This window comes from Pelomonas parva (assembly GCF_043555835.1).
In the GTDB taxonomy this organism is placed as follows: domain Bacteria; phylum Pseudomonadota; class Gammaproteobacteria; order Burkholderiales; family Burkholderiaceae_C; genus Pelomonas; species Pelomonas parva.
Window position 1 is genome coordinate 598,622 of the sequence record NZ_JBIGHV010000003.1, and the last position, 25,789, is coordinate 624,410.

29 protein-coding genes are annotated in these 25,789 nt (G+C 69.8%); 16 read left to right on the plus strand and 13 right to left on the minus strand.

Annotated features, from left to right (window positions below; translation table 11 throughout):
- The first annotated feature begins 69 nt into the window (after positions 1 to 69).
- A complete protein-coding gene (locus ACG00Y_RS10145; protein WP_394478404.1) occupies positions 70 to 1,206 on the plus strand; it encodes a fatty acid desaturase in 1,137 nt (378 codons plus the stop codon).
- 4 nt (positions 1,207 to 1,210) lie between these two features.
- Here the strand turns inward: ACG00Y_RS10145 and ACG00Y_RS10150 are convergent, their stop codons facing one another.
- On the minus strand, positions 1,211 to 1,891 hold the full coding sequence (locus ACG00Y_RS10150; RefSeq protein WP_394478406.1) for a class I SAM-dependent methyltransferase: 681 nt from the start codon (positions 1,889 to 1,891) through the stop codon (positions 1,211 to 1,213).
- A gap of 144 nt (positions 1,892 to 2,035) precedes the next feature.
- Positions 2,036 to 2,704, minus strand: coding sequence for a glutathione S-transferase family protein (locus tag ACG00Y_RS10155; RefSeq protein ID WP_394478408.1), 669 nt, complete (start codon positions 2,702 to 2,704; stop codon positions 2,036 to 2,038).
- A gap of 90 nt (positions 2,705 to 2,794) precedes the next feature.
- Between ACG00Y_RS10155 and ACG00Y_RS10160 the strand changes: the two genes are divergently transcribed.
- Complete coding sequence (locus tag ACG00Y_RS10160) at positions 2,795 to 3,367, plus strand: hypothetical protein (RefSeq protein ID WP_394478410.1); 573 nt, start codon at positions 2,795 to 2,797, stop codon at positions 3,365 to 3,367.
- 22 nt (positions 3,368 to 3,389) lie between these two features.
- The gene (locus tag ACG00Y_RS10165; RefSeq protein ID WP_394478412.1) at positions 3,390 to 4,424 is read left to right on the plus strand and encodes an NAD-dependent epimerase/dehydratase family protein; all 1,035 of its coding nucleotides are present in this window, start codon (positions 3,390 to 3,392) and stop codon (positions 4,422 to 4,424) included.
- Between the two features lie 72 nt (positions 4,425 to 4,496).
- Here the strand turns inward: ACG00Y_RS10165 and ACG00Y_RS10170 are convergent, their stop codons facing one another.
- The 5 genes from ACG00Y_RS10170 to ACG00Y_RS10190 all read right to left on the minus strand — a co-directional run bounded on the left by ACG00Y_RS10170 (position 4,497) and on the right by ACG00Y_RS10190 (position 8,843).
- Positions 4,497 to 5,408 carry an ion transporter gene (locus tag ACG00Y_RS10170; protein WP_394478414.1) on the minus strand — a complete coding sequence of 304 codons (912 nt, stop codon included), beginning with the start codon at positions 5,406 to 5,408 and terminating at the stop codon, positions 4,497 to 4,499.
- Positions 5,409 to 5,441: 33 nt separating this feature from the next.
- Positions 5,442 to 5,909, minus strand: a complete 468-nt coding sequence (locus ACG00Y_RS10175; RefSeq protein ID WP_394478415.1) for a DUF4124 domain-containing protein — start codon at positions 5,907 to 5,909, stop codon at positions 5,442 to 5,444.
- 93 nt (positions 5,910 to 6,002) lie between these two features.
- A complete protein-coding gene (locus tag ACG00Y_RS10180) occupies positions 6,003 to 6,284 on the minus strand; it encodes a hypothetical protein (RefSeq protein WP_394478417.1) in 282 nt (93 codons plus the stop codon).
- Positions 6,285 to 6,294: 10 nt separating this feature from the next.
- Positions 6,295 to 8,535: a helicase-related protein gene (locus tag ACG00Y_RS10185; protein ID WP_394478419.1), complete on the minus strand. Its 2,241-nt coding sequence runs from the start codon at positions 8,533 to 8,535 to the stop codon at positions 6,295 to 6,297.
- A gap of 35 nt (positions 8,536 to 8,570) precedes the next feature.
- The gene (locus tag ACG00Y_RS10190; RefSeq protein ID WP_394478421.1) at positions 8,571 to 8,843 is read right to left on the minus strand and encodes a hypothetical protein; all 273 of its coding nucleotides are present in this window, start codon (positions 8,841 to 8,843) and stop codon (positions 8,571 to 8,573) included.
- Between the two features lie 224 nt (positions 8,844 to 9,067).
- Between ACG00Y_RS10190 and ACG00Y_RS10195 the strand changes: the two genes are divergently transcribed.
- Together ACG00Y_RS10195 and ACG00Y_RS10200 are read left to right on the plus strand one after the other, a co-directional pair.
- Positions 9,068 to 9,889: a nucleotidyltransferase domain-containing protein gene (locus tag ACG00Y_RS10195; RefSeq protein WP_394478423.1), complete on the plus strand. Its 822-nt coding sequence runs from the start codon at positions 9,068 to 9,070 to the stop codon at positions 9,887 to 9,889.
- A complete protein-coding gene (locus ACG00Y_RS10200; protein WP_394478425.1) occupies positions 9,883 to 10,449 on the plus strand; it encodes a DUF1439 domain-containing protein in 567 nt (188 codons plus the stop codon). The genes ACG00Y_RS10195 and ACG00Y_RS10200 overlap by 7 nt, the downstream gene beginning before the upstream one ends.
- 63 nt (positions 10,450 to 10,512) lie before the next feature.
- On the opposite strand, the gene ACG00Y_RS10205 is transcribed toward ACG00Y_RS10200, so the two are convergent.
- The 3 genes from ACG00Y_RS10205 to ACG00Y_RS10215 are packed head-to-tail and all read right to left on the minus strand — an operon-like array spanning position 10,513 to position 12,467.
- Positions 10,513 to 10,962 carry a hypothetical protein gene (locus ACG00Y_RS10205; RefSeq protein WP_394478427.1) on the minus strand — a complete coding sequence of 150 codons (450 nt, stop codon included), beginning with the start codon at positions 10,960 to 10,962 and terminating at the stop codon, positions 10,513 to 10,515.
- Positions 10,963 to 10,968: 6 nt separating this feature from the next.
- Positions 10,969 to 12,108, minus strand: a complete 1,140-nt coding sequence (locus tag ACG00Y_RS10210) for an MBL fold metallo-hydrolase (RefSeq protein WP_394478428.1) — start codon at positions 12,106 to 12,108, stop codon at positions 10,969 to 10,971.
- A gap of 2 nt (positions 12,109 to 12,110) precedes the next feature.
- Positions 12,111 to 12,467, minus strand: coding sequence for a YkgJ family cysteine cluster protein (locus ACG00Y_RS10215; protein ID WP_394478430.1), 357 nt, complete (start codon positions 12,465 to 12,467; stop codon positions 12,111 to 12,113).
- Between the two features lie 109 nt (positions 12,468 to 12,576).
- Between ACG00Y_RS10215 and ACG00Y_RS10220 the strand changes: the two genes are divergently transcribed.
- Complete coding sequence (locus ACG00Y_RS10220) at positions 12,577 to 12,897, plus strand: hypothetical protein (protein WP_394478431.1); 321 nt, start codon at positions 12,577 to 12,579, stop codon at positions 12,895 to 12,897.
- A gap of 84 nt (positions 12,898 to 12,981) precedes the next feature.
- Complete coding sequence (locus ACG00Y_RS10225; RefSeq protein WP_394478433.1) at positions 12,982 to 13,926, plus strand: hypothetical protein; 945 nt, start codon at positions 12,982 to 12,984, stop codon at positions 13,924 to 13,926.
- Positions 13,927 to 13,941: 15 nt separating this feature from the next.
- Here ACG00Y_RS10225 and ACG00Y_RS10230 read toward each other — a convergent pair whose 3' ends face one another.
- Both ACG00Y_RS10230 and ACG00Y_RS10235 read right to left on the minus strand, forming a co-directional pair.
- The gene (locus ACG00Y_RS10230) at positions 13,942 to 16,017 is read right to left on the minus strand and encodes a sensor histidine kinase (protein ID WP_394478435.1); all 2,076 of its coding nucleotides are present in this window, start codon (positions 16,015 to 16,017) and stop codon (positions 13,942 to 13,944) included.
- Positions 16,014 to 16,715 carry a response regulator transcription factor gene (locus tag ACG00Y_RS10235; protein WP_394478437.1) on the minus strand — a complete coding sequence of 234 codons (702 nt, stop codon included), beginning with the start codon at positions 16,713 to 16,715 and terminating at the stop codon, positions 16,014 to 16,016. The genes ACG00Y_RS10230 and ACG00Y_RS10235 overlap by 4 nt, the downstream gene beginning before the upstream one ends.
- Before the next feature lie 128 nt (positions 16,716 to 16,843).
- Here ACG00Y_RS10235 and ACG00Y_RS10240 point away from each other — a divergent pair, with 128 nt between their 5' ends.
- The 3 genes from ACG00Y_RS10240 (at position 16,844) to ACG00Y_RS10250 (ending at position 20,268) form a co-directional block, all read left to right on the plus strand.
- Positions 16,844 to 17,257: a hypothetical protein gene (locus ACG00Y_RS10240; protein ID WP_394478439.1), complete on the plus strand. Its 414-nt coding sequence runs from the start codon at positions 16,844 to 16,846 to the stop codon at positions 17,255 to 17,257.
- A 281-nt stretch (positions 17,258 to 17,538) separates the two neighbouring features.
- The gene (locus ACG00Y_RS10245) at positions 17,539 to 18,798 is read left to right on the plus strand and encodes an SPFH domain-containing protein (protein WP_394478441.1); all 1,260 of its coding nucleotides are present in this window, start codon (positions 17,539 to 17,541) and stop codon (positions 18,796 to 18,798) included.
- A gap of 6 nt (positions 18,799 to 18,804) precedes the next feature.
- On the plus strand, positions 18,805 to 20,268 hold the full coding sequence (locus tag ACG00Y_RS10250; RefSeq protein WP_394478443.1) for a hypothetical protein: 1,464 nt from the start codon (positions 18,805 to 18,807) through the stop codon (positions 20,266 to 20,268).
- Positions 20,269 to 20,397: 129 nt separating this feature from the next.
- Here ACG00Y_RS10250 and ACG00Y_RS10255 read toward each other — a convergent pair whose 3' ends face one another.
- Positions 20,398 to 22,104: an ATP-binding protein gene (locus ACG00Y_RS10255; RefSeq protein WP_394478445.1), complete on the minus strand. Its 1,707-nt coding sequence runs from the start codon at positions 22,102 to 22,104 to the stop codon at positions 20,398 to 20,400.
- Between the two features lie 150 nt (positions 22,105 to 22,254).
- Here ACG00Y_RS10255 and ACG00Y_RS10260 point away from each other — a divergent pair, with 150 nt between their 5' ends.
- The 6 genes from ACG00Y_RS10260 (at position 22,255) to ACG00Y_RS10285 (ending at position 25,724) form a co-directional block, all read left to right on the plus strand.
- Entirely contained in the window at positions 22,255 to 22,602 is a 348-nt protein-coding gene (locus ACG00Y_RS10260; protein ID WP_394478447.1) for a YciI family protein, read from the plus strand.
- A gap of 94 nt (positions 22,603 to 22,696) precedes the next feature.
- Complete coding sequence (locus tag ACG00Y_RS10265; protein ID WP_394478449.1) at positions 22,697 to 23,101, plus strand: YciI family protein; 405 nt, start codon at positions 22,697 to 22,699, stop codon at positions 23,099 to 23,101.
- A 9-nt stretch (positions 23,102 to 23,110) separates the two neighbouring features.
- On the plus strand, positions 23,111 to 23,554 hold the full coding sequence (locus tag ACG00Y_RS10270; RefSeq protein ID WP_394478451.1) for an SRPBCC family protein: 444 nt from the start codon (positions 23,111 to 23,113) through the stop codon (positions 23,552 to 23,554).
- 11 nt (positions 23,555 to 23,565) lie between these two features.
- A complete protein-coding gene (locus ACG00Y_RS10275; RefSeq protein WP_394478453.1) occupies positions 23,566 to 23,970 on the plus strand; it encodes a VOC family protein in 405 nt (134 codons plus the stop codon).
- Between the two features lie 4 nt (positions 23,971 to 23,974).
- Positions 23,975 to 24,460, plus strand: coding sequence for a VOC family protein (locus ACG00Y_RS10280; protein ID WP_394478455.1), 486 nt, complete (start codon positions 23,975 to 23,977; stop codon positions 24,458 to 24,460).
- 4 nt (positions 24,461 to 24,464) lie between these two features.
- Positions 24,465 to 25,724, plus strand: a complete 1,260-nt coding sequence (locus ACG00Y_RS10285; RefSeq protein WP_394478457.1) for an RNA polymerase sigma factor — start codon at positions 24,465 to 24,467, stop codon at positions 25,722 to 25,724.
- The last annotated feature ends 65 nt before the right edge of the window (positions 25,725 to 25,789 follow it).

Below are 25,789 nucleotides of genomic sequence, written 5' to 3' on the forward strand. Positions count from 1 at the left end.
CTTGACCCATCGCAAACCCTTCGCATCGCCGGCTGACTAGCATCGCACGCGTCCATAGACAGCGTCCCCATGAGTCAAGCCTTGCCGTCGTCCTCGTCCCCGTCTTCTCGATCCCAGCCCGCAGCAGTCCCCGTCATCGACCGCGCCGCCCGCATGCCCGCGCGCAAGGAGATCCGCTCCTGGCTGACCCCCATCTCGCAACCGCAGACCCTGCGCGCCGTGGCGCTGCTGCTGCTGGACTTGGCGCTCTTTGTCGCCGCGATTGCCGGCGTGGTGCTGTTGCCGGCGTGGTGGATGAAGCTGCCCGTGGCGCTGGCGGCGGGCTTCGTCATCGGCCGCCTCTTCATCATTGGTCACGACGCCTGCCACCAGAGCTACACGCCGCACCGCCGGCTCAACCGCTGGCTCGGCCGCATCGCCTTCCTGCCTTCGCTGACGCCCTACAGCCTGTGGGAAGTGGGGCACAACGTGATGCATCACGGCTTCACCAACCTCAAGGGCAAGGACTTCGTCTGGCAACCGCTCACCCCAGCGGAATACGCCGCGCTGACGCCGGCCCGCCGCCTGCTGGAGCGCGTCTACCGCAGCGGCTGGGCGCCCGGCCTGTACTACTTCATAGAGATGTGGTGGCTGCGCATGCTGTTCCCCAGCAAGCGCTACATGCCGGCGCGCCGTGGCCTGTTCGTGGCCGATGGCCTGCTCGCCGTCACGGCGGGCGTGGTGTGGATTGCCACCCTGGTGTGGGCGGCGCAGGCCACCGGCCAGTCGGCGTGGGCGCTGGTTGCACTGGGCTTTGCCGTGCCGTTCGCGTTCTGGAACGCGATGATCGGTTTCGTCATCTACGTGCACCACACCCATACCGAGGTGCGCTGGCATGAGGACAAGGCGCAGTGGTCGGCCAGCGACCCGTTCGTGTCGACCACCGTGCACCTGACCTTCCCGTTGAAGATCGGCGGCCTGCTGCACCACATCATGGAGCACACCGCCCATCACGTGGACATGAGCATCCCGCTGTACAAGCTCAAGCAGGCGCAGGCCCTGCTCGAAACTGCGCTGCCGGGCCGCATCATCGTGCAGCGCTTTTCATGGCGCTGGTATGCGCAGACGGCCCGGCGCTGCAAGCTGTACGACGTGGCCAGCGCGCGCTGGATGGACTTCAGCGGCCGGGTGTCCGAACCCACGACCTGGGGCCGTGTGGCCAGTTGAGGCGTCAGCCGCGAACTAAGCGCATCAGCCGGCCCCGATAGTCCGGCCGCCCCACTTCGGCACTCAGCAGAACCTCGCTGAAGTCGAACCCCAGCGCCGCCATCCGCTTGCCGAACGCGGACCGATTGCCGCGGTTGGGATCGACGATGAGCAGCTCGCTGCGTGGCAGCGCATGCTTCTCGATGAAGGCCGCCAGCGCGCCACCGTCGTCACGCTCATAGAGCACGTCGCTGCCGATGATGAGGTCGAAGCGGCCCTGCACTTGGGGCGCGCCACCTTCCGAGGCCACCGCGTCCTCGCTCCAGTCGCCATGGCAGTAGCGCATCGGCGCCAAGTCGTTCAGGCGCAGGTTCTCCAGCAGGAAGGCTGCGGCCAGCGGGTGGATGTCGCTGGCCGTGACCTCGGCGCCGCGTCGGTGGCACACCAGGCTGGCCAGCGCCAGGCCGCAGCCGATCTCCAGGATGCGCTCGCCCGCCGTCAGGGGCCGCACCGCCATCGCGGCCGCCAGGTGCAGGCCGGAGGGCCAGACCTGGCCGAACAGCGGCCATTGCGCCGACGAAATGCCCAACGCGGAGGCCGCACCGGCGGCGTCGGCAAACTGGTCGTTGTCGAGCAGGGAGCGGACCCGCAGGTCCGCCGCGCCAGCGATGGACAGTGTCTGAACCTTGATGTCGTAGCCGGGCATGGGCCCTCCAGGGTGATCGCAATGCGACACGGGGAGGTCAGCGCCGCTGGGTCACAGCGGCCAGGCGACAGGCCGGCGGGGCAAGACGGGAACGGGCGGCTGGGCGCCGCCGTGGGTCAGAGTATGCGGCGCAAGCGCTGCGCGTCAGCTCATCAGGTCGTAAGGCCCGCCGCGCTCCAGTGCCTGCTTGTACGCCGGCCGCGCATGGATGCGGGCCAGGAAGTCCTTGAGCTTGGGGTACTTGTCGATGGACCCGCCCCGCGCGGCGGCCGCTTCCAGCGGGAAGCTCATCTGCACATCCGCCGCCGAGAACTCCGCGCCGGCAAACCACGGCCGGGCGCTCAGTTCGCCTTCGAGGAACTTCAGCTGCGCGTCGATGTTGGGCTGCACGAAGCTGGAGAGCACCTTGTCGGCAATGCCCTTGGCGATGGGCTTGACGAAGAAGGGCATGGGCGCGCGCTTGATCTTGTTGAACACCAGCTTCATCACCAGCGGCGGCATGGCCGAGCCCTCGGCAAAGTGCATGAAGTAGCGGTAGTTCAGCAGCTCCTGCTCGCCCGTGGGCTTGAGCCGCCCCTGGCCGTGGCGCTCCACCAGGTACTCCAGGATGGCGCCGCTCTCGGCCACCGTCAGCCCGCCCTCGGTGATGACGGGGCTCTTGCCCAAGGGGTGGACCTTGCGCAGCTCTGCTGGCGCCAGCGAGGTCTTGCTGTCGCGCTGGTAGTGCTGGATCTCGTAGGGCAGGCCCAGCTCTTCGAGCAGCCAGAGCACGCGCTGCGAGCGGGAGTTGTTGAGGTGGTGGACGGTGATCATCAACCGAGTGTAGGCAGGCACCGCCAAGGGATTGCGGCGGCGTGGCGGCGCTCCTAGGCTGGCCTCACCCCACCGAAAGGAGCACGCCCCATGGCAACCTGGCCCACGCTCGAAATCGCCAAGCTCGTCGTCGGCGTGCTGACGCCGCTGTCCGTGGCCCTGCTGGGCTGGCTGTTCAGCCGCCAGCTAAAAAGGCTGGACCTGAGCAACTGGACCAACCAGAAGCTCATCGAGAAGCGTCTGGCCATCTACGACGAGATCGCACCGCGGCTCAACAAGCTGCTGTGCTTCTTCACCTGGGTGGGCTATTGGAAGACCGTCTCGCCCGCCGATGCCATCCAGGCCAAGCGCGAGCTGGACCGCACGCTCAACATCTACCGCCATGTCTTCGACGCGGAGGTCTACGACGCCTACCAGGACTACATCCACGTGCTGTTCGATACCTACACCGCGCCGGGCCATGACGCGCGGCTGCGGGCGCTGATCTGGGGCCCCGACGGCGACCGCCGCGTTGACTGCGGCTACACATGGGATGAGGGCTGGATGGCCAACTTCTCGGCGCCCGGCCAGGCCGCCGACAAGGCCGAGGTGCGGGCCCGCTACCAAGCCGTGATGGCGGCGCTGACGCGCTCGCTGGGCGTGTCAACGCCCGGCGCCGGGTAGTGCGCGCTCCACAATCCGCCGCATGGCCTCCACCCCGCGCATCCTCGTCACCGGCGGCAGCGGCTACATCGCCGGCGTGCTGATCCGCCAGCTGCTCGCCGCCGGCTGGCATGTCAACACCACCGTGCGCGACCTGGCCCGCGAGCCGGCACTGCGCCAGCTGCTCGGCGCGCACGCAGGCGAGGCGCGCGATCAATTGCGCTGCTTCGCCGCCGACCTGCTGCACGACGCCGGCTGGGCCGAGGCGGCGGCCGGTTGCAGCCATCTGGCCCACCTCGCGTCGCCGCTGCCGGCCGGCGTGCCGCGTGATGCCAACGAGCTGATCGTCCCCGCCCGCGACGGCGCGCTGCGGGCGCTGAAGGCCGCGCGGGACGCGGGTGTGCAGCGGGTGGTGATGACCTCCTCCGTCGCGGCCATCGCCTACGGCCACGGCCCCGGCGAGCACCGCTTCACCGAGCGTGACTGGACGCGGCTGGAGGTGCCGGGCATCCCGGCCTATGTGCAGTCCAAGACCGTGGCCGAACGCGCCGCGCGCGACTGGGTGGCGCGCGAGGGTGGCGGGCTGGCGTTCTGCACGGTCAACCCATCTGTCGTGTTAGGCCCCGTGGCCAGCGCCGACTACTCGGCCAGCGTCGTCCTCGTGCGCAGCCTGCTGGAGGGCCGCATCCTCGCCCTGCCCCGCATCGGCTTCGGTATCGTCGACGTGCGCGACGTGGCCGAGCTGCACTGGCGCGCGCTCACCGCACCCGACATGGCCGGCGAGCGCTTCATCGCCTGCGGCGGCTTCCACTGGCTGCGCGAGATCGCGGCCGTGCTGCGTGCCGAACTTGGCGAGCACGCCCGGCGCGTGCCGACCCGTCAACTGCCCGACTGGGCCGTGCGGATGCTGGCCCAGGTCAGCCCGACGGTGCGCGCGGCGGCGAGCGAGCTGGGGACGGTGAGGCACCAGGATTCAACGCATGCGCGCGAGGTGCTGGGCTGGGCGCCGAGGCCGCCGCGCGAGGCCATCGTGGCGACGGCGCGGGACCTGATCGCGTTGGGGGTGGTGCGGCGCTAGGGCGGGTCGCGACCCGCCGTTTCGGTGCGGACGCCAGCAGTGAGGGACGGGGTGTTGCCGCCAAACGGCGGGTCATGACCCGCCCCGCCCGGATGCCGGTGCCTGGTGCCCATGGTCGTTCTGCCACGCCGGCAGCGGCGCACCGCAGTCGCGGCAGAAGCGGGCATCGGGCGCATGCCCTTCGCTCAGGCACTCGTGGCAGGTGCGCGTGGTGGGCGTGCGGCCCATGCGCTGCGCGGTGAACTCGGCGCTGACGATGCCCGTCGGCACGGCCAGCGTGCCCCAGCCCAGCAGCATCATGAGCGACGCGATGACGCGGCCCAGGTCGGTCTTGGGCGTGATGTCGCCAAAGCCCACCGTCGTCATCGTCGTGATGGCCCAGTACACGCCCACCGGGATGCTGGTGAAGCCATGCGCCGGCCCTTCGACGACGTACATCAGCGTGCCCATGATGGTGACCACCATCAGCACGAAGGACATGAACACGAGGATCTTGCGCCGCGACGCCGCCAGCGCGCGGCCCAGCATGGCGAACTCCGCCACATAGGCGCCCAGCTTGAGGATGCGGAACAGCCGCAGCAGCCGCAGCACGCGCACATCGATGAGCGCATGCAGCCCCGGCACCAGGATGGCCAGGTAGGTGGGCAGCACGGCCACCAGGTCGATGATGCCGAAGGGGCTGCGCGCATAGCGCAGTGGCTGCCGCACGCAGGACAGCCGGGCCACGTACTCCACGGTGAAGATCAGCGTGAAGGTCCATTCCAGCACCGTGAACACGCTGCCCCAGCGGGCGTGCACGGCGGCCATGCTGTCCAGCACGACCACCGCCACGCTGGCGAGGATGAGGCCGATCAGTGCGAGGTCGAACGCCCGCCCGGCGCGCGTGTCGGCTTCGAAGATGACCGTGTACATGCGCAACCGCCAGCCGGCAGCAGCACCTTGGAGCGGCGGGGTGACGTCATCGGGATGCTCGGCGGGGCTCATGGCGGCATGCTAGCTGTGGGCCCCGCGTCAGCGTCAGTCGCAACCCAACTTGCGATAGGCCGTGCGCGCGTCGAGCAGCCGCTTCTGTGCTGCCTTCAGTTCGGCACCGACCTTGGCTGCGTCCTCGGCCGCTTCGGCCATGGGCAGCTCGCGGTCCAGGGCTCGACATTGCCGCTGGGCCTCAGGGCTCAGGCGCTGTCGTCGCCCGAACTGATCGACCTGCTGGGCGTTCATGCCCGTCAAGGGCTTGATGGCCTCGGCCATGCCTTCTCGCAAGCGTTCGTTGCGAACATCCTGCCCTTGCAACTCCCGGCCGCTGGACTTGTTCAGGCCGCGCGTTGGCTCGACATCCACCTTCGTGGCGCCCAGGCAGGGCGAGTCGGAGTAGTTGACCTTGCCGCCTTCCTCGCACTTGTAGACCGTGCGGCTGGCCTTGGGCAACGTCTGCGCAGTGGCGACAGTGGTGCACAGCAGCAGAGTGAGTAGCGACAGCAACTTCATGGGCGATCTCCGTCCGGCGACCGCGCATGCTAACCAGTGCTAACGAGCCAGCAGCTGCCACAACGGCTTGCTGCTCCAGCGGTGGATCAGGGCTCAACGATGGCGTTCCGGCTCTTTCGTCGAACCGCCGGACAGCAGATTTATCAACGTTGAAGCGATCACGTCACCGAGGCTTTGGTTGCCGGCTTGCGCGCGCAGCCGGTCGGCGCGTGCATCCTGCAGGCGGGCCACCTCGCGCATCCCGTCCTTCTGAGCGGCGATGGCGCGCTGTTCGCTGCGGTCCGCCTCGGCTGTCAGGCCGGGGTCTTTCATGGGCGTGGAGGCACACCCAACGGCAACAAAGGCCCAGGCAGTGATGACGACGGTTCGTTTCATCGCGCGAAGCCTAACGCCCCCGCCGCTGCCACAACGGCTTCTTCCCCTTCAGATGCCGCTCAATCCCGTCGTTCAACCGCGAGCGCAGGTCAATGACTGCCTCGACATGCCCGAACACCTCCGGGAAGCGCAAATCCAGCCACAGCCACAGCGTGCACTGCCGCAGCGCCTGCTCCATGCGGTCCAGGCGGCTGTGTTCGTCGACGTCGTCCAGGAACCAGGGCGTGCCGGCCTTGCCGGTGCGGGCGTGGCTGGCGGCCCAGGCCTGGAACTGCTCCACCACCTGCGGCAGCCGGTCGTCCACCGGTGCCTGCGCGTAGCGGAAGCGCTCCTGCAACGGCAGTGAACCGGCTTGGCGGTCCAGCATCTCGGCCAGGCCCAGCATCTGCTCCAGCTCGGCCACCTCGAAGTGCGCGTCGTCCAGGCGCAGCTGCTGCATGAAGACGGTCAGCACCTGGTGCAGGCTGCTCACGCCCAGGCGCTGGGAGATCGTCTGCACATGGCGCCAGTTGGGCGCCACCGGGCACTTGAAGTCGCGCGGCGCGCGCGGCTCCTTGGGCAACAACTCGCGCAGCGTCTTCATCGCGTCGGCCTCGGCCTCCTTCAGCACGCTGACGAAGCCCTCGTCATGCATGCCGTAGCGGCCCGCGCGGCCGGCGATCTGGTGCACCTCGCTGACGCTCAGCTCGCGGTCGCCGACGCCGTCGAACTTGGTCAGCGTCGAGAACAGAACGCGGCGGATGGGCAGGTTCAGGCCCATGCCGATGGCGTCCGTCGCCACCAGCACCTGGCTGGCGCCGACCGCGAAGCGCTCGGCCTCGCGGCGGCGCACCTCGGGTGGCAGCGCACCGTAGATGACGCTGACCGCGTGGCCGTTCTGCGAGATCTGGTCGCGCAGCATCAGCACGTCGCGGCGGCTGAAGGCCACCACCGCGTCGCCCGATTTCAGCTGTGTCATCGGCACCGGCGCGGGCATCAGCTGCACCTGCTGCTTGCGCTCGAACACGCGCTTCTCGGGCTTCTCGCCGCACAGCTGCAGCAGCCGCTCGATGGCGGGCGCCGCGTAGGCCGACGCAATGATGATCAGCTCGCGCGCCGGCACGCCGACGATGGCCTGCGTCCACGCCCAGCCGCGCGAATCGTCGAAGATCATCTGCGCTTCGTCGATGACGGCCACGTCGATGGTGTCGCGCGTGTTGACCATCTCGATGGTGCTGCTCACGACGCGCGCGCCGTTGGCCGGCACGTTCTCTTCACCCGTCAGCAGCGAGCAGGGCACGCCCCGGCCGACGAGGCGGTCGCGGCCTTCGAGTGCCAGCAGCCGCAGCGGCGCGAGGTAGGCGCCGTCCAGCGCCTGCGCCAGCCGCTCGAAGGCCGAGTACGTCTTGCCGCTGTTGGGCGGGCCCAGGTACAGCGTCACCTTGCGGCCCAGCTTGCGTGCCGCGTCGAAGCTGTCCGGGTAGCCCTGGAAGGCCAGCTCGCGGCCCAGGCTGGCGAGGGTGCTCTGCTCCTCGACCTGCTGCTCCCAGCGGTCCTGGGCGCGGGTCAGCGCGGCCTTCAGGTCGTCGTAGGGCATGGGCACGCCGCACTCGGCCTGCAGGCGCGGCAGCAGCGAGGCCAGCTGGAAGGCGTCGCCCAGCGCCTCGCTGCGCGCGACGAGGTGGTTCAGGTGCAGCGTCAGCTCGGCGGTGTACGAATACTCCGGCGCCTGGCCAAGGTTGTGGCGCAGCGCAGCGGCATCGCCATCGCGGAAGAAGGCCCACACCGGGCCTTCCGGCACCGGCACGCGGTGCGACAGGTCGATGCGCCAGCCCTCGTGCGCCAGCATGATCGGGTGCACGCACAGCCGGGTGAACACCAGGCCCTCGCGGCGCAGGCCCTGGCTTTCGAGCTGCTGCAGGCGCTGCTGCAATTGCGGGCGCAGCGTGTTGGTCTGCGGTGTGGCTTCCAGCTGCGCGAGCGCGACGGCGATGTGCGCCGGCAGTATCCAGCGCGCCGGCCGGCCACCGCCGGCGGCGCGGGAGATCTGGATGCAGCCCATGCGGTCCAGCGCGTCGTCGCTGCCGTCGTCGAGGTCGTCCGGCGTCAGCACCTGGGGCAGCGCATGCGCCGCCTGGCGGATGCGCGCCCAGTCTTCAGGCGCCAGGCCGGCTGGGAAGCGGGCGGCGTGGCTGGGTTGCGGGAGGGGGAAGGCCGGCGCGGGCGGCTTTGCCGGCTTGATGGCCGGCGATGAGGGGACTTCTGGGTTCACGGCGGAAGTGGAACACAGGCGGGCCGCCTGCTTCGTTAGGCGCTGGAGCCGGCCCAGGTGGCAAAGGACGCGGCGGCGTAGAACGCGCCGAAGAGGCCGCCAACCAGCGCCTCCGAGCGGGACAGCACGAAACCTTCCATCGCGCGGCCATGCTTCGCCTGCACGACCATGTAGAGCAGCCACGCAACGAGGTAGGCCACGAAGGCGCCGGCAATCCACAGCGGAAAGCCCTCCGGCTTGCTGATGAGCAGATAGGCGCACAACCCGCCCCACACCCATTCGATGAAGGAGAAGGCGATGACCGTCATGCTGTTTTGCCTGCCCGAACGAAGCAGGCCGCAATCCACGACTTGCGCGGCGCCGATGGCCACGGCGCAAAGCATCAGGGGCGAGTCGATTTCCATGTGAAGCGGGCGAAAACTCGGCGGCGCGATTGTGGGGCTGGTGATGTACCTGGCCTGGCACCGGCCCCAAGCGTCGGCAGAATGCCCGCAAGCCTTTTCCGTCGGATACCGCCGCCCGTCTTTCAACCATGATCCCAGCCCCCATCAGAGCCGAAATCCTCGAACGCATCCGCCGTGCCGAAGCGGAGCACGATGTCAAGGTGCTGCTGGCCGTCGAGTCCGGCAGTCGCGCCTGGGGCTTCGAGTCGGTCAACAGCGACTACGACGCGCGCTTCATCTACATCCATCGCCGCGACTGGTATCTGTCGGTCGGGCTTGAGGAGAAGCGCGATGTCATCGAATACCCCATCGTCGACGACATCGACCTGAACGGCTGGGATCTGCGCAAGGCGCTGCGGCTGTTCTGGAAGTCCAATCCCGCTTTCGTCGAGTGGGTCCAGTCGCCCATCCTTTACGCGGAGCTGGGCAGCTTTGCGACCTGCGCGCGGCAGCTGCTGCCGGACGTGTACTCCTGTGTCAGCGGCGTGCACCATTACCGCAGCATGGCCAAGACCAACTACCGCGGCTACCTGAAGGCCGAGCAGGTGCCGCTCAAGAAGTACTTCTACGTGCTGCGGCCGTTGCTGTCGGTGCGCTGGCTGGAGCGCTATGGCGCGGCCGCGCCCATCGAGTTCGGCAAGCTGCTGCATTTGATCGACGACCAGCCGGCCCTGCTGGCCGATATCCACGCGCTGCTGGCGCGCAAGCGCGCCGCACAGGAGCTGGGCCTGGCGGCGCCGGTACGGAGCATCGACGCCTTCATCGAAGCCGAACTTGCGCGGCTGGAAGGCTTCAGCCCCAAGTCGCCCGACCGGGTCGACGTGCTGCCCAAGCTCGACGAAGTCTTCCATCAATGCCTGGCCGAAGCCTGGGCTCAGTCGATCCCACCCCCCACATTCACGACATGCTGAAGCGCCGCCTCGTCGTCGTCGCCCTGCTGCTGGCGCTCGCCATCCCGGCCGCCTGGTGGGCCGTCATCACCTTCAGCCCCGAGATCTCCATCGACCTGTCGAAGCAGGAGATCCAGGCGCAGCTGGACCCCAGGTTCCCGGCGGAGAAGTGCCTGTTCGCCTGCCTGGAACTGCGCGAGCCCAAGGTGCGGCTGGATGCGGGCCCGGACCGCGTCGGCTTCACCGCCCAGTTCGTCGCCACGCTGGGCAAGCGCAAGATGCCCGGCACGACGACATTCACCGGCAGGCCGCGCTACGAACAAGGCACGGGCAGCTTCTACCTGGACGACGTGCAGGTGACGGAGTTCCAGATGGCGGGCAACGCGCCGGACTTCGACGAGGTGGTGCGCGTGCGCGGGCCCAAGGCCATGGCGGCCATCCTGCGCAATGTGCCGATCTACACGCTGAACGCAGATGGCAAGCATGGCGCCCTGGCCAAGCTCGCCCTGCGCTCCGTGCAAGTGGTGGACGGCAAGCTGCGCATCACCTTCCTCAACCCGTTGGGCTGGTTCGGGCGTTAGACGCCGCGCAAGGCACTTTGGTGGACATTCGGCAGGTGGGCGAGGCGCCGCTGGCGTTGAGCGTCAGCTACCCGAAACCAGTAGCTTCGCATCCGGATACGTCTGGCCGAAACGTGCTGCTTGTTCCGCGCTGATGCCGATCAGCAAAGTGGCCGAGCTGTCCCAGCAGACGATCTCGAACAAGGCGCCGTCCAGCTGGGGCTTCAAGGCTGCACTGCCGGTCCATAGGCGTTGGTTGCCATCCGCAAAAGGGGGCTCGGTCACGTCGAAACGGGTGCCCAGCGGGAAGGCACTGAAGACGCCCCAGATGAACTGCAGGCCATCCTGTGACAGCAGTCGCTCAAGCGCCGCGCCGGTCCACCAGCCTTCAGGCTCGTTGTTGGGGTGACGGTTGGTCTCGACGTCCGACACGTGCCAACTGAACTCGGAGGCGGACAGGCCCAGCGCCTGCAGCATTGCACGCACGTCCGTGAACCAGGCGACCTGGGAAGTCTTCTCAAGGACGAGGTTCATCGCCGCTCAATCCAGGGGCCAAGGCATCGCCTTGGGCATCTTGCTTGCATCCTCCGGCTCAACCGGCTTCGCGCGCTTGACCGATGGCACGTCCGCCGCCCGCCACCACGGCGTCACCGCGTCGCCATGCGCCGGCTCGACGGCCTCACCCAGCCTTGGCATCAGCAACTGTGCGCCCTGCTGCGGCGCCAGTTCCAGCAGCGTCTCCGCCGGCTGGTCCCAGTCGTGCAGCGCCAGTGCGAAGGTGCCCCAGTGCACCGGCAGGAAGGCGCCGCCGCCGAGGAACTGCAGCGCCTTCAGCGCGTTCTCCGGCCCGAGGTGGATGTCGCCCCAAGACGGGTGGAAGGCGCCCACCTCCAGCATGACGAGGTCGAACGGCCCGAAGCGCTCGCGGATGGCCGCGTACTCGCTCGTCAGCCCCGTGTCGCCGCTGAAGAACACGCGGTGCTTCGGCGTCTCGATGACGATGGACGACCACAGCGTCGCGTTGCGGTCGGTCAGCGAGCGGCCCGAGAAGTGTTGCGACGGCGTGGCGTGGATGCGCAGCTCGGCGCCCGGCGCCTGCCAGTGCTCCCACCAGTCCAGCTCGACGATGCGCTCGGGTGGAACTCCCCACGATTCGAGGTGGGCGCCCACGCCGAGCGACGTGATGAAGGGCACGTGCTGCAGCTTCACCAGTTCCTTGATGGTGCCGATGTCGAGGTGGTCGTAGTGGTCGTGCGAGATGACGACGGCGTCAAGCTTCGGCAGCGCCTTCAACGCCAGCGGCACAGGCTGGAAGCGCTTGGGCCCGGCCAGCTGCGACGGAGATGCGCGCTTGCCCCAGACGGGGTCGGTCAACACGCGCAGGCCGTCGATCTCGATCATCACCGTCGAGTGGCCGAGCCAGGTCGCGCGCAGGCCGGTATCGGTGGGCTTGAGCCAGGCGTCCAGCGGGTTGACCGAGGGCAGCGCACTGGCCGGCGTGCGGCGACCGTCCGCGCAGATGAAGTCGCCGATGGACGGCCGCTCGGTGCTGTCGCGCAGGCCCGGCTGGATGGGGTGCAGGTTGCGAAAGCCCTCGCCGGTGTCGGTCACGCGGTACAGCTTTGAGCCCCGCATGCGTTCGAGGCGGAGGCCGGTGGCGCGTTTGCCGAGGGATTTCATCGTCAGGCCGAAACAGCTGCAGGGCCCGTCGATGTGGCGGCGGGGGCCGGTGTTTCAAGCCCGTGTGCGGCACGCGCCTTCAGGCATTGCTCGTCGCCCGGCTGCACGCTGCGGCAGGTGCTGGAGCGCAGCTCGTAGATGCTGCAGCCGACCGCTTGCCCCACCTCGCCCTGCAGCGCCACGCAACGCACCGGCCGCGCCTCGGTGCCAGCCATGCAGCGGTGCAGCGTGCCGACGGGCCGCGTCAACGCCACGGGCACCGTGCCGCCGGGGGCGTCGTCGGCCTCGGCCCAGTAGAAGGACACGCGGTACACCGCACAGCAGGCGCCGCAGCGCTGGCATTCGAGGTCGGCGCTCATGGCGGCCATTGTGCTGGTCGGCGGCGCGTGCAAACCGTCACAGGCATGCCCCTTGAATTGGCCTTGCCCGGCAGCATGTGCACCTCATCGCGTTTCAAGGAGTCTGCCGGTGTCTTCCGTCGTCCGCCTCGCCGTCCCCAACGAACTGCTGTCGCTCGTGCGCCTTGCTCAACTGCTCGAAGGTGTCGAGCACCGGGCGGTGGACCCGCATCAATACCGCCTGCTGGCCGAGAAGCTCGGTGCCGAGCTGAGCCAGCACCAGGGCCACGATGCCTTGTCCGGCCTGCTCGACCATTTCCCCGCCGCCGCCGAGATCTACGAGAACCTGCAATACGGCCACGCCGGGTTGGTGCGTGCGCCGCTGGAAATGTCGCTGGCGTCGGAGCTGGCAGCGCGGAGCTTGCTGGAGCGGGTGCGGCGCGGCGGCTAAGGTTGCGCTGGCCGTCGCCATGGCCGATGTCGGCGGCATCGTGCGGGCCCAGAATGGGCGCCCTTGTTCTGCCGCGCCGTCACGATGAGCCTGCTGTCCTCCACCCGCCGCGCCCTGCTGGGCCTGGTCGCGGGCCTGCCCATCTTCCGTGTGGCGCAGGCGCATGGCCCCGACGCATTCACGCTGACACCGCAGTTTCAGGCCGGCCAGGGTCACGAGTACATGATGACCACGCTGCAGCGCCGGCAGGGCGCCGTGTCGCGGCATGCGCGCTCGCGCGTGCGGCTAGAGGTGGTGGCGCCCCACGGCGACGGCTGGCGGCTGCGCTGGATGGAAATGGACAGCGAGCTTCTGGAACCCCCGGTGCCGTCCAGCGCGCTGGCGGACCCATGGGACCGCGTCGCCATTGACTTCTTCATCAGCGCGCAGGGCGATTTCCACGGCCTGGCCGATCCCGAGGCAATGCGCGCTCGCATGGAGGCCACGGTCGAAGGGCAGCTTGCCCAGATGGCCCTGGACCCCGGGAACGCGCCGCAGATGCCGCAGATCCGTGCCGCGATGCGGCAGTTCGTGGACAACCCCGACTTCCTCGGTCAGCAGTTGCTGAAGCAGCCCAAGCTGCTGCTTGGCGCCGTGGGGCGGGACTACCGCGTCGGCGAGCCGCTGGAGCTGCGCGGCGGGGTGCCGTCGCCGCTGGGCACGGGCGAGATCCCCATGCTCGCGCGTTTCAACGTGCGCAGCGCCGACGCGCGCCGCGTGTCCCTGGGCTGGCTGATGGTGGTGGACCGGCAAAGTACTGCCCGCACGCTGGCCGCCGAACTGCAGCCCATCATGGACGCGGCGCAGACCGAGGGCCAGGAGGCGCTGCAGATGGACGCCGCGCTGGCAGGCTTCGACTTCGACGAGCGTGGCGACTACGTTGTCGATGCCGAGACGGCCTGGCCACTGCAGGTCAGCAGCGAGCGCCGCAGCGCGGCGGGCGACCTGGAGCGTGTCGACAGCGTCGAGCTGGTGCGTGTCCCGGGCTGATCGCCGCAGCGGCCGCTAGCTGCGCCGCAACCCGATCTCGAACACCACCCCGTCGCCCACGTTCCTCGCCGCGATGCGGCCGCCCATCTTTGCCAGATACGTCTTGGCCACGAACAAGCCCTGCCCGCGCCGCACGCCGTCCTCGGGCTCGGCATCGCTAACGCCGTAGTCAAAGATGCTTGCGAGAAAATCCTCGGCGATCTGCTGCCCCTGGTTGTGGATGTCGACCGCCGCCAGCTCGTCCTCCACCCGCAGCGCCAACGTGATGGCCGTGCCGGCAACGCGGTAGCGGTCGGCATTGGTCAGCACATGGGTGATGGCGTCCTCCAGCGGGTACTCGTCCGCCTGCACCCACACCGGCTCAGGCGCAGGCGTGTAGGCCACGCCCGCAATGCCCGCATAGACCGCGTTCTCGGCCACGCCGCGCAGGAAGGCATCCAGGTCCAGTCGCCCCACCGCCAGCGTCGCGGCGGCCAGCGCTTCGCTGGGTGAGGCCTGGCCGTACAGCACCTTCACGGCTTGCTGCATGCGCTGCACATAACGGTGACTCGGATCGGCTTCCGATCCGTGCAGCAGCATCAGCGACTGCAGTGGCGACATGATCTCGTGGCCCACGGCGTGCCATTGGTCGTGCTCGCGCTCGGCGCGCAGCTGCTCGCGGCGCAGGCTGTCGCGGGCGTGCTGCAGCAGATCGGCCAGGCTGCCCGCCAGGATGCCCAGCTCGTCGCGGCCGCGCAGGTCGGCCACGTCCAGCGTGCCCAGCTCGAAGCGCTCGGGCTGCTGCAGCTGGTGCGACAGCGCGGCGGCGCGTTTCGTCAGCCTGGCAACACGGCGGATCAGGCCGATCTCGATGATGAGCCAGGCCAGGCCCAGCGCCGCCAGCATCGCGCCCACCGGCCAGGCCAGGCGGGCCGCGCTGGCGCTCAAGCTGCGGTCCAGCCCCTGCAGGTCGCCGGTGAGCGTCACGTCGAAGCGGCCGGCCGGCGTCGTCACCGTGTCGGTCGCGCGCAGCGTGCGCGGTGTGGCGGGCGCGGGCAGGTGCTGGATCAGCGCCGTCAGCCAGGGCGAGGGCGGCGCTGTCGTGTCGTCGGCGCCCTGCAGCAGCGCGACGACCGTGCTGCCCCGGGTGATGGTCAGCGTCTCACCCGGCGACAGGGGGCCGGACAGGCGCGCCAGCGTCAGCGGCGGCTGTGCGCCTGGCGTGGCGCTGTCGAACAGCGTGGCGCCGCCCGGCCCCAGCAGCGCCAGGCGAAGGCCGGTGCGCGCCAGATCGGTGGGCGGCCACTGCGGCCCGCCGGGGCGGAACAGCGCCTCGCGGAAGGCCTCGACGGGCAGGCGGATGGACAGCGTCGTGCGGCGCGGGCAGGGCTCGCCCGTGTCGCCGAGGCAGGGCCCTTCGCGCCAGACCCAGCCGCGAAAGTCGCGCTGCGGGCGGGCCTTGCGTGGCAGCGAGGCGGTGCTGTCGGCCTCGACGACGAAGCCCGGCAGCTGGCCGCGTTGCGTGTCCAGCATCTCGACCGGCGCCAGCCAATGCTGCTCGGCGCCGTCGCGCTTCAGACTGATGCGCACGCGGTGCACGTCGGCCAGGTCCAGCGCGCCCCGCTCGCGTGAGACCAGCGGTGGCGCATCCACGCCGGCCACCAGGTAGACGAAGCCGCCCGCATAGGCGTTGCTGCCCACGGCCACGCACAGGCCGGCGCCGCCGGGGTATTGCAGCGAGCAGCCGGCCATCTCGATGGCACGCTGCGCCTTGGTCGCATCGTCGAAGTCGATGGCGCCGAAGGGCAGCACCAGCGGCGCGACCCAGCCGGGTTCGACCTGTGGCGGCTCGGGGTTCAGCAGCGCGAGCTGGCCGGACGGGTGACGCAGCTGGGCCACCACCTCGGCCAGCGACTTGGCAAACGTCTGCTCGTAGCGCTGCGCATTGCGTTGCCGCTCCTCGTTCAGCAGCGCCACGGCCAGCGCCAGCGTGGCCAGCGCCAGCGCGATGAAGACGAGGTGGAAGACGATGCGGTTGCGAAAGGCCGCGAAGCCTAAGCGCGGCATGTCGGCGAACTCGGGCAAAGGGAAGTCGACGCGGCCGAGCTTCATCCGCCGGAAGTCCAGCGGAACCCGCGCATGGGGATGTTTTCGATGCCGTCGAACGCCGGGTCCACATCGCGGAAGGCGTCGCGGATGGTGGCCACATGCTTGCGCACGTTGTCGCGGTTGCGGCCACTCTTCACGACGTCGAACAGCTCCTCATAACTGACCACCTCGCCGGTGCGCGCATGCAGCGTCGCCAGGATGCGCTGGGCGGTGAGCGGCAGGTTGATGCGCTGGCCGCGCCACATCGGCGTGCGTTGCTTGAGCGGGTCGAGCTGCAGGCTGTCATCGGCCTTCACCGATGGTTTCGTGGCCGGCTCCTTCAGCCGTGCAGTGCGCAGGATGTCCAGGAAGGTCTCGACGAACTCTGCCTCGTCGAAGGTCGTCTTCTGCAGGTAGTCCCAGGCGTCCAGCGCCTTCATGATGCTGCGATAGATGGCTGCCGGCATGGCCGACACGACCAGCACCGGCGTGCCCAGGCCCTGCTTGTTGATCTCGTTGATCAGCGCCACGCCGGCATTGCGCTCGCGGCCCAGCTCGATGTCCAGCACGACGAGGTCGTAGCGCTCGCGCAGCAGCGCGGCTTCTGCCGAGTCGCGGTCGAAGTGCTGGTCGACCGTTAGCTCGGGGCGGGCGGCGCGAATCCAGCCGGCCAGCTGTTCGCTGGTGGTGGGGTCGTCTTCGATGACGGCGATGCGGGGCATGGCGGGATTATCTGGAGCGGCGCCGGCTTGGGCGTGGAAGGAATCTTCCGCGTGGGTACTCGCTGGGTTTGCCGTCTCGGCGCGACCTAAGATGCCGCCGGCTTTGAACAGCAACAGGGTGAGTTTTCATGCGCGCTTCCACGGTCCTCGTGCTCGTCGCCTCCGCGCTCATGGCGTCTTGCGCGACCCGTCCCGACCAGCAGCAGCGCGAGCTGCTGGTCGGCCAATGGCAGCACACGGTTGGGGTCTTCGGTGACAAGAGAACGAGCGCCTGGGCCTTCTCGAACGATGGCAGCTTTCTGCTGACCGGGTACTCGCAAGCGCGGGGCATGCGGGCTGGCTACGTGCCCGAGGGCGGTGTGTGGACATTGAACGGCGGCACGCTGGAATTGCGCTACCTGCCTGTGGCCCAGACTGACGGGGCGCCGCCGCTGGCCAGGACTGAGATTCGCCGCATCGTCAAACTGACCGCCGAGGAGTTCGTGTCGGCTGACGCCAAGTACGGCATCGAGCTGGCCTATCGCCGCGTGGCGCCGCAGTAGCGCGCGGCGCCGGCCGGTTTTACGCAGGGATGCGTAAATGTGCAAATCGGGTTTTCGGGCGATTCGCCCTGTAAGGCTGCGTAGGGTTGGCGCGTGAGCCCCATGCGGGGGCGAACTCCCGGCATGGGCCTCGGCGACAAGCCAAAGCAACGAACCCCCCGGAAGATTCCTTCCGCCAACTCGGAAGACACCCACCCCGCCCCCCTCTCGTCCCTTCCCGCAGCAATCGCAACCATGGCGCCATGCATCAAGCCGATGCAACCCGGCCCCAAGGAGCCACCATGCTGCAACGCCTCAAGACCCTCGCCGCTTCCCTCCGAAACGCCTTCCGCCGTGGCGCCAGCCGCAGCATCGACGCGACGATCACGGCGGCGCCCAGCGCTGCCCGTTCGCTGCGCCGCGCGCTGCCGCCGCTGCTCATCGTCACGGCCGTGACCGCCGCCGGGTACGCCCTCGTCACCCGCCCGCCCGTCCAGCCCGTGCCCCACGGCCAGGCCGCCGTGCGAACCAACCAGTTCAGCGGTGGCACGGCCGAGTTCCGCACCGGCAGCTTCATCCGCATCCCCGGCCTGCACGAGGTGCGCTTGTTCCCGCTGCGCGACCAGAGCTATCGCCCCACGGCCATCGCCAAGGCCGATGGCCCGTCGCCGCTGCAGTCCGTCGAGGGCCTGTCGCTAGGCCTGGACATGACGGTGCGCTGGACGGTCGATGCCACGCGCCTGGCCGAACTGTCGCGCAAGCTGCCCGATGACATCGAAGCCGATGTCATCACGCCGGCAGTGCAGGCGGTCGTCTACAAGCAGATCGCCATGCGCACGGTGCGCGAGATCTTCTCCAGCCAGCGCGCCGAGATCGCCACCGCGCTGGAGGCGGAACTGCGCGCCCGCCTGGCCGCTGACGGCATCCTGCTCAAGGGCGTGCAGATCGGCTCGGTGGACCTGCCGCCCGACTACCGCCAGGGCATGGACCGCCTGCTGGCCGACAGCCTGGCCAGCGAGCGCATGCGCTACACGCTGGAGATCAGCGAGAAGCGTGTCAAGGAGACCGAGTTCCAGGCCGCCGCCGACAAGCTGCGTCGCGAGACCGCCGCCGAGGCCGCCGGGCGCGAGCAGATCATCGCGGCCAAGGCGCAGGAGGAGGCCATGAAACATGTGCTTCCCTTCAAGCAGAAGCTTATCGAGCAGCGCGCGCTGGAGGCGCAGGCCGACAGCGCCGCGCGCGTGCAGCAGGCCGAAGGGCAGGCCAAGGCGCGTCGCATCGAGATCGCCGCTGAGTCCGAAGCACGCCAGAAGCTGGCCGACGCCGAGGCCTACCGCATCACGCAGACCGGCAAGGCCAACGCCGGCCAGATGGCGACCGAGGGCGCGCTGCTCACCAAGCATCCGCTGCTGGTGCAGAAGGCCATGGCCGACAAGCTCTCGGACAAGGTCCAGGTCATCATCGCGCCGCCGGGCTCCGGGGGCTTCATCGGCAGCGCGCTGCTCGCCGGTGTGTCGCCTGACAAGGCCGCGCCTGCCGCCGCCAACCCGGAGCAGGAGTAAGCCGCCATGCGTCGTTTTGCGCTGATCGTTGTCGCCGCCGCCTTGGCCGCCATGGTCATCACCAAGGCCGAGGCTGCGGACTTCCCGCGTGCCGGCCTCGTGTCGCAGGACTCCCCGTTGCGCGGTGCGCCGCGCGACACGGCCTCGCTGCAGGCCCAGATGGGCCGTGGCGAGGCGCTGGAGATCCGCGGCGAGCGCGGCGACCACTGGCAGGTGTGGGACTACCGCCGCGAGCGCGGTGGCTGGCTGCGCAAGGGCCAGGTCTTGCTGGTGCCGCGTGGTGAGGGCGCGTCTGTCGAGCTGCTGTCCCAACTGCGCCTGGCGCGTCAGCAGTTCGGCACCGAAGGGCTGGGCCTGGGCCTGGCCGCCGCCTACGTTCAGGCTGCGACGCCCGCCGAGTTCGCCGGCCCCGGTGGCGCCGAGGCGCTGGATGCGATGGCCACGTTTGCCGAGCGCATCGCCGACCGCGCTTCGCTGCCCGCCGCCAAGCCCGCCGAAGGCCAGCTGGCCATGCAGATGGACGTGGCCGCGCGCTACGGCCTGAAGTTCGAGCAGTTCGACACCCGCGAGGACGGCCGTGTGCAGGTCTGCTACGACGGCGAGGCCTTCCGCCGCCTGCTGGCCACTGCGGCCACGCCGGAGCAGCGCGTGCGTGCGGCGCTGGCCATCACGCGCCCCGACTGCCTGAACCCGCGCGCGACCGTGCGCGAGCAGGAGGCGCGCGACCAGTGGCGCCAGCAGGTGCTGGCCCAGGTGGACGCGGCCACGTTGGCGCCGCACTGGCGGAACCGCCTGCTGATGCGCCGCGCGTCCGTCGCCGCCAGCCTGGCGTTTGCGCAAGCCCGCCGTGGTGACGGGGTGCAGCCGCAGGCGCTGGCCGAGTTCGCCGGCATCTCGGCCGCAGAGCTGACCGAGGACGACCAGCCCGCCTACAACGACGCCGCCATGCGCGTGAACGCCGCGCGCTGGCTGGGCACGAGCGGCGCGGCGCGCGACTTCGGCGCCGTGCAGCTGTCGCTGCAGCCCGGCGCCGACGGCGAGCGCTGTGTGGAACTGAAGGCAGCGGGCAAGCTGGCCGCGCGCCGTTGCAGCTTCGGCCAGGTGGCGCTGGCCTCCGCCTCGCTGAACCGCGAGGGCCGCTCGCTGGCCCTGGCCGTGCAGCCGCTGGACGGCTGGCGCGAGCTGTGGCTGTTCATCAAGGACCGCGAGGGTTGGCGCATCGAGGTCATGCCGCCCGCGCCGGCCCAGCCCGGCCTGGGCGTGGCCGAGTTTGCCGGCTGGGTGCCGGGCGGCGCGCAGATGCTGGTGGCCCGCGAGTTCCGCGCCGAGGGCAAGTACCGCCGCAGCTTCGAGGTTGTCACGCTGGCTGGGCTGGCCGTGGAGCGGCAGTCGCCCGAGCCGGCGTTGCTGGGTGCGTTCCAGCGCTGGAGCGACCCGGCGTGGCGCGGCGGCTCGCCGATACGCCGCTAGATGGCGCCCCTCGTCCAAGGAGTACCTTGGCCGGTCCCCCGCGGGGACGGCGATGCTCGCGGCATCGAACCGCGAGCACATCGCCAGGACGGGCCGGCTTGGGAGCGGCCCGGCGCTCGGCCCGAAGCTTCATGCCGCGAGGGCGAGGGCCGCGTCGGCTTGCAGTTGCAGCTCCAGTCGGGCGGTCGTCCCCTTGCCCGGCTGGCTGTCCAGCTCCAGGTTGCCGCCCAGCATGCCCTGCACGAGGCTGTGCGCGACGAACAGCCCCAGGCCGCTGCCGCCCTGGCCGAAGGTGGTCGAGAAGAACGGCTCGAACGCGCGCGCCAGGTCGGCGGCCGGCATGCCGGCGCCGTCGTCGCGCACCTCCAGCGTCAGCCGGTCGCCGGCCGTGCGGCGCGCCGTCACGCGGATCTGGCCGCCCTGCTCGCGGAAGGCGTGCACGCAGGCGTTCTCCAGCAACTGCTCCAGCACTTGCTGCAGCACGTCGGCATAGCCGTTGAGCATGAAACCCTCGGGTAGCTCGCAGCTCAGGCGCACGCGCTCCACATCGAGGTGGGTGCGCACGCGCGCCCAGGCCTGCAGCACGGCCTCGCGCAGGTCGAAGCGCGAGCGCACCGCGCGGCCGCTGCCCTCGGTGAGCTGCTTGAAGCGGCTGACCAGGCGCAGCGCACGGTCCACGTTCTGCTCGATGAGTTCGGTGCCGGTGCGCGTCTGCGCGACCCAGTTCACCAGTTCCTGGCGCTTCAGCGGCACGCCGTCGGCCATGCGCTCGGCAAGCCCAGCGCTGCTGGCGTGCAGCGCGCTGGCACTCAGCAGCGCATTGCCCAGCGGCGTGTTCAGCTCGTGCGCAATGCCCGAGAGCAACTGGCCTAGCGCCGCCAGCTTGCGGCTGTTGACCAGCTCGTCCTGTGCGGCCAGCAGCTCCCGGGTGCGCTTGTTCACCTGCTCCTCCAGCCATTGCTCGGCGCGGCGGCGCTCCTCGGCGCGACGTTCTTGGTCGATCGCGATGCCGGCCAGGTGCGTGGCCGCATTCAGCGCGGCGAGTTCCTCTGGCGTGGGCCGGCGCACCTCGCGGTAGTACATCGCGAAGCTGCCGATGACGGTTTGACTGGGCCCGTGTATGGGGGCGGACCAGCAGGCCTTGAAGCCATAGGGCAGCGCGAGGTCTCGGTAGTGCGTCCACAGCGGGTGAGTGGCGATGTTGTCGACGATGACGAGGCGGTCGTCGAACATGGCCGTGCCGCAGGAGCCGGCTGTTGGGCCGATCTCGGCGCCCTCCAGCGCCTGCATGTAGCCGGCCGGCATGCGCGGCCCGGCGCCCACGCGCACGCGGCGGCCCTCCAGGTCCAGCAGTAGCACGGTGCAGTACAGGCCGTCGAACGGCGATTCGATGAGCGCCGTCAGCCGGTTCAGCACCGGGGTGAGCGGCTGGCCGGTGGCCACCATCTCCAGCAGCTCGTTCTTCGCCTGGTTGAGTACCTCGGCGAACTGCATGCGGCTCACGTCCACCAGGCACACGGCGACCTGCGTCTCTCCGTCGCGCTCGGTCAGCGTCAGGTGCAGCTCGTGGGGCCGGGTCTCGCCGGTGCGGGTCTGCAGGCTCCACGGCAGGCTCAGGGCGCCCGCCAGCTGCACCTGGGCCAGCACCTCGTCCAGCGTCTCGGCCGAGGGCCGGCCGTCTGGCTGGCGCAGCGGGCACAGCAGCGACAGCGGCATGCCGCTCAGCGCCAGTGGGTCGTAGCCCAGCACCTTGGCCCGGCCTGCGGCCGTGCCGATGATGGGCAGCCCGGGGGTTGCCTTCGCGAGCAGTATCGCGACATGGGTCATGTCGTCCATCTCGGCCTCCGCTGAGTTGCGGCCTTAGGTTTGCGCCGACCGCTAAGACCCCAACTGTGCGCCGTATCGGGGGCATGCTGCAACTGTCATATCCGTGACAGTGAGGAAGCCAGAATCGCGGTCATTGCACACACCGACTGCGGACCCGCCATGCCCCAGATGCTGCTCATCGTCGAACCCCTCGGCCAGCGCGCCGAACGCGGCCGCACCGGCGGCGAAGCCGCCTACCAGCGCATGCTGGATTTCGCCGCCGAATTGCAGGCCGAAGGGCTGCTGCTGGGCGTCAACTCGCTGGGCACTGCCGCCAAGCGGCTGAGCAAGCGCGACGGCGGCGCCCAGGTGCTGGACGGCCCGTTCGCCGAGGCCAAGGAAATGGTGGGCGGCTACTTCCTGCTGGACACGGAGGACGAGGCCGTCGCGCTGGCCTGGGCCGAGCGCTGCCCGGCAGCGGAGTGGGCCACCGTGGAGATCCGCGGCGTCGGCCCCTGCTACGAGTAAGTAGATTCCCGAGCGCTGTCGAAACCGCTCTGCGTGGATCGTCGTGGGTGTGAAGGCAGCGAACGAGCCGCCTCAGCAACCCAGGAGAGACCCCATGCGATTCATGATCCAGGTCCGCGCCACCGCCGTCAGCGAGCGCGGTGACCCGCCCGGCCCCGAGTACGCCAAGCTGTTCGAGGAAATGGGCGCCTTCCACGGCGAGATGGCGCGCGCCGGTGTGCTGCTGGACGGCGCCGGCCTGCGCCCCAGCCGCGACGGCTGGCGCCAGCGCTACGACGCCGATGGCCGGCCCGAGGTCATCGACGGCCCCTTCGCCGAAGCCAAGGAGCTGATCGCCGGCTACACGCTGATCCAGGTGCGCGACGAAGAGGAGGCCCGCGCCTGGGCCAGCCGCTTCCCCGCGCCCTTCGTCGGCATCGCCTGCGAGATCGAGGTGCGCCGGCTCTACGAAGATGCCGACTTCGCGCCCGGTGGCGACATGGCCATCCGGACCGCCTGAGGTGCCGCCATGAAGGATCTCGAATTCAGCATCGACATCGCCGCGCCGGTGGCACGGGTGTGGGACTGCATGTTCGACGCCATCGCCTACCGCGACTGGACCCGCGCGTTCTGCGAGGGCTCGTATTACGAAGGTTCGTGGGCGCAGGGCAGCCGCATGCGCTTCCTGGACCCCGACGGCAACGGCATGGACGCCATCGTCGAGGAGAACCGCCTGCACCAGCGCGTGGCGCTGAAGCTGGTGGGCGAACTGGCCGAGGGCCGCCCCAAGCCCGGCAGCAGCATCGCTAGCAACCCGGCGCGCGAGATCTACGAATTCAGCGCCACGGCCGGCGGCGGCACCCACCTCGTCATCCACCTGAGCGGCTGGGACGATGGCTTCGCCGACATGATGGCCGGTCTTTGGCCCAACGCCCTGCAGCGCCTGAAGACCCTCGCCGAGTCGACACACTGAAAGGACTCACCATGCACAAGCAGATCTTCGTCAACCTGCCCTGCAAGCAGTTGCCCGCCAGCAAGGCCTTCTTCGAGGCGCTGGGCTACACCTTCAACCCGCAGTTCACCAACGACCAGGGCGCCTGCATGGTGCTGGGCGAGAACCTCTACGCCATGTTGCTGGCCGAGGACTTCGCGAGCAGCTTCACGGCCAAGCCGCTGGTGGACGCCAAGGCGGGGACCGAGGTGCTGGTGTGCCTGAGCTGCGAAAGCCGCGAGGAGGTCGACAGCCTCGTCGCCAAGGCCCGCGCCGCCGGCGCCAGCGTGCCGCGCGAGCCGCAGGATCACGGCTTCATGTACATCCACGGCTACGAGGACCTGGACGGCCACATCTGGGAGTTGGCCTGGATGTCCGGTGAGCCCCCGCAGGAGTAAACCCATGCACATCCAGCAAAAGCTGACCCCCTTCATCTGGTACGAGAAGGGCGCCGAAGACGCGGTGGCGCATTACCTGAAGGTCTTCGGCAGCGGCCAGGTCCTGCATACCCAGCGCTGGGGCGAGAACGCGCCCGGCGCGGCCGGCACGGTCATGGTGGTGCAGTTCGAGCTGCTGGGCCTGCAGATGACGGCCTTCAACGGCGGCCCGCACTTCAAGCTCAACGAGGCCTTCTCGCTGACCGTCGCCTGCGGGGACCAGGCGGAGATCGATCACCTGTGGGAGCAACTGCCCGCCGGCGGCGGCAAGCGCAAGTCCTGCGGCTGGGTGGAAGACGCCTGGGGCCTGTCCTGGCAGATCATTCCGGCCACCTGGTACGACATGATCCGCGACACCGACCCGGCGCGCGTGCAGCGCGTCTTCCAGGCGATCTGGGCCATGGAAAAGATCGACCTCGCGGCCCTCAAGAAGGCCTACGAGGGTCGCTGACACCGTGAGCCATGCGGATGTCGCTGCCGGCGTCTGGCGCATCGAGCGCAGCCGGCTCGTCGGCGCGGCGGCCAAGCTGCTGCGCGACCTGGACGAAGCCGAGGACTGTGCGCAGGACGCGCTCATCGCCGCCATCGAGCACTGGCCGCGCGACGGCCAGCCCGCCAACCCCGCCGCCTGGCTGATGACCGCCACCCGCAACAAGGCCCTGGACCGCCTGCGCCGCCGCGCCATGCTGGAGCGCGAGCACGAGCACCTGGCAGCCGACGACGAGGCCGCCGGCACGCACGTCGTGCCCGACTTCGTCGACCACCTCGACGCCGCGCGCGACCAGGCCGAGATCGGCGACGAACTGCTGCGCCTGATCTTCATTGCCTGCCACCCCGTGCTGCCGCGTGAGGCCCAGGTGGCGCTAACGCTGCGTCTGCTCGGCGGCCTGGAGACGGCCGAGATCGCCCGCGCCTTCCTGCAGCCCGAGGCCACCATCGCCCAGCGCATCGTGCGTGCCAAGAAGGCGCTCAACGGCCAGGCCTACGAGCTGCCCGGGCCGGCCGAGCGCGAGCAGCGCCTGGGCGCCGTGCTGGCCGTCGTCTACCTGATCTTCAACGAGGGCCACAGCGCCGGCAGCGGCGCCAGCCTGCTGCGCCCGGCGCTGTGCGACGAGGCGCTGCGGCTGGCGCGGCAGCTGCAGCACCTGCTGCCCGATGACGCCGAGGTGCACGGCCTCGCGGCGCTGCTGGAGGTGCAGGCCTCGCGCCTGCCCGCGCGGCTGGACGCGCAAGGCCGCCCCGTGCTGCTGCCCGACCAGGACCGCCGCCGCTGGGACACGCTGCTGATCCGCCGCGGCCTGGCCGCGCTGGAGCGCGCGCTGTCGTTCGGTGACCCGGGGCCTTACACGCTGCAAGCGGCCATCGCCGCCTGCCACGCCCGCGCGGCGCGCGCCGAGGACACGGACTGGGGCTCTATCGTCGCCGGCTACGACCGCCTGCTGGCGCTGAACCCCTCGCCCGTCATCGCGCTGAACCGCGCGGTGGCCCTCAGCTTTGCGCAGGGTCCGGCGGCCGCGCTGCCGCTGCTGGATGCGCTGGCCGCCGAGCCGCAACTCAAGCGCTACCCGTGGCTGGCCGGCGCGCAGGCCGACGTGCTGGAGCGGCTGGGCCGCGTCGGCGAGGCGCGCGACGCCTACCAGCGCGCGGCAGAGCTGACGGACAACGAGGTGCAGCGGGCGCTGCTGCTGGAACGGGCCAAGCGGTTGGCCAGTTAGGCGCCAGTTAGGCCTAGGGCGGGTCGCGACCCGCCGTTCGGTGGCATCACGCGATGGCTGCGGGG

Coding starts and splice junctions, on each gene's coding strand:
- ACG00Y_RS10145 (WP_394478404.1), top strand. CDS start 70: ATGAGTCAAGCCTTGCCGTCGTCCTCGTCCCCGTCTTCTCGATCCCAG.
- ACG00Y_RS10150 (WP_394478406.1), bottom strand. CDS start 1,891: ATGCCCGGCTACGACATCAAGGTTCAGACACTGTCCATCGCTGGCGCG.
- ACG00Y_RS10155 (WP_394478408.1), bottom strand. CDS start 2,704: ATGATCACCGTCCACCACCTCAACAACTCCCGCTCGCAGCGCGTGCTC.
- ACG00Y_RS10160 (WP_394478410.1), top strand. CDS start 2,795: ATGGCAACCTGGCCCACGCTCGAAATCGCCAAGCTCGTCGTCGGCGTG.
- ACG00Y_RS10165 (WP_394478412.1), top strand. CDS start 3,390: ATGGCCTCCACCCCGCGCATCCTCGTCACCGGCGGCAGCGGCTACATC.
- ACG00Y_RS10170 (WP_394478414.1), bottom strand. CDS start 5,408: ATGAGCCCCGCCGAGCATCCCGATGACGTCACCCCGCCGCTCCAAGGT.
- ACG00Y_RS10175 (WP_394478415.1), bottom strand. CDS start 5,909: ATGAAGTTGCTGTCGCTACTCACTCTGCTGCTGTGCACCACTGTCGCC.
- ACG00Y_RS10180 (WP_394478417.1), bottom strand. CDS start 6,284: ATGAAACGAACCGTCGTCATCACTGCCTGGGCCTTTGTTGCCGTTGGG.
- ACG00Y_RS10190 (WP_394478421.1), bottom strand. CDS start 8,843: ATGACGGTCATCGCCTTCTCCTTCATCGAATGGGTGTGGGGCGGGTTG.
- ACG00Y_RS10195 (WP_394478423.1), top strand. CDS start 9,068: ATGATCCCAGCCCCCATCAGAGCCGAAATCCTCGAACGCATCCGCCGT.
- ACG00Y_RS10200 (WP_394478425.1), top strand. CDS start 9,883: ATGCTGAAGCGCCGCCTCGTCGTCGTCGCCCTGCTGCTGGCGCTCGCC.
- ACG00Y_RS10205 (WP_394478427.1), bottom strand. CDS start 10,962: ATGAACCTCGTCCTTGAGAAGACTTCCCAGGTCGCCTGGTTCACGGAC.
- ACG00Y_RS10210 (WP_394478428.1), bottom strand. CDS start 12,108: ATGAAATCCCTCGGCAAACGCGCCACCGGCCTCCGCCTCGAACGCATG.
- ACG00Y_RS10215 (WP_394478430.1), bottom strand. CDS start 12,467: ATGAGCGCCGACCTCGAATGCCAGCGCTGCGGCGCCTGCTGTGCGGTG.
- ACG00Y_RS10225 (WP_394478433.1), top strand. CDS start 12,982: ATGAGCCTGCTGTCCTCCACCCGCCGCGCCCTGCTGGGCCTGGTCGCG.
- ACG00Y_RS10230 (WP_394478435.1), bottom strand. CDS start 16,017: ATGAAGCTCGGCCGCGTCGACTTCCCTTTGCCCGAGTTCGCCGACATG.
- ACG00Y_RS10235 (WP_394478437.1), bottom strand. CDS start 16,715: ATGCCCCGCATCGCCGTCATCGAAGACGACCCCACCACCAGCGAACAG.
- ACG00Y_RS10240 (WP_394478439.1), top strand. CDS start 16,844: ATGCGCGCTTCCACGGTCCTCGTGCTCGTCGCCTCCGCGCTCATGGCG.
- ACG00Y_RS10245 (WP_394478441.1), top strand. CDS start 17,539: ATGCTGCAACGCCTCAAGACCCTCGCCGCTTCCCTCCGAAACGCCTTC.
- ACG00Y_RS10250 (WP_394478443.1), top strand. CDS start 18,805: ATGCGTCGTTTTGCGCTGATCGTTGTCGCCGCCGCCTTGGCCGCCATG.
- ACG00Y_RS10255 (WP_394478445.1), bottom strand. CDS start 22,104: ATGGACGACATGACCCATGTCGCGATACTGCTCGCGAAGGCAACCCCC.
- ACG00Y_RS10260 (WP_394478447.1), top strand. CDS start 22,255: ATGCCCCAGATGCTGCTCATCGTCGAACCCCTCGGCCAGCGCGCCGAA.
- ACG00Y_RS10265 (WP_394478449.1), top strand. CDS start 22,697: ATGCGATTCATGATCCAGGTCCGCGCCACCGCCGTCAGCGAGCGCGGT.
- ACG00Y_RS10270 (WP_394478451.1), top strand. CDS start 23,111: ATGAAGGATCTCGAATTCAGCATCGACATCGCCGCGCCGGTGGCACGG.
- ACG00Y_RS10275 (WP_394478453.1), top strand. CDS start 23,566: ATGCACAAGCAGATCTTCGTCAACCTGCCCTGCAAGCAGTTGCCCGCC.
- ACG00Y_RS10280 (WP_394478455.1), top strand. CDS start 23,975: ATGCACATCCAGCAAAAGCTGACCCCCTTCATCTGGTACGAGAAGGGC.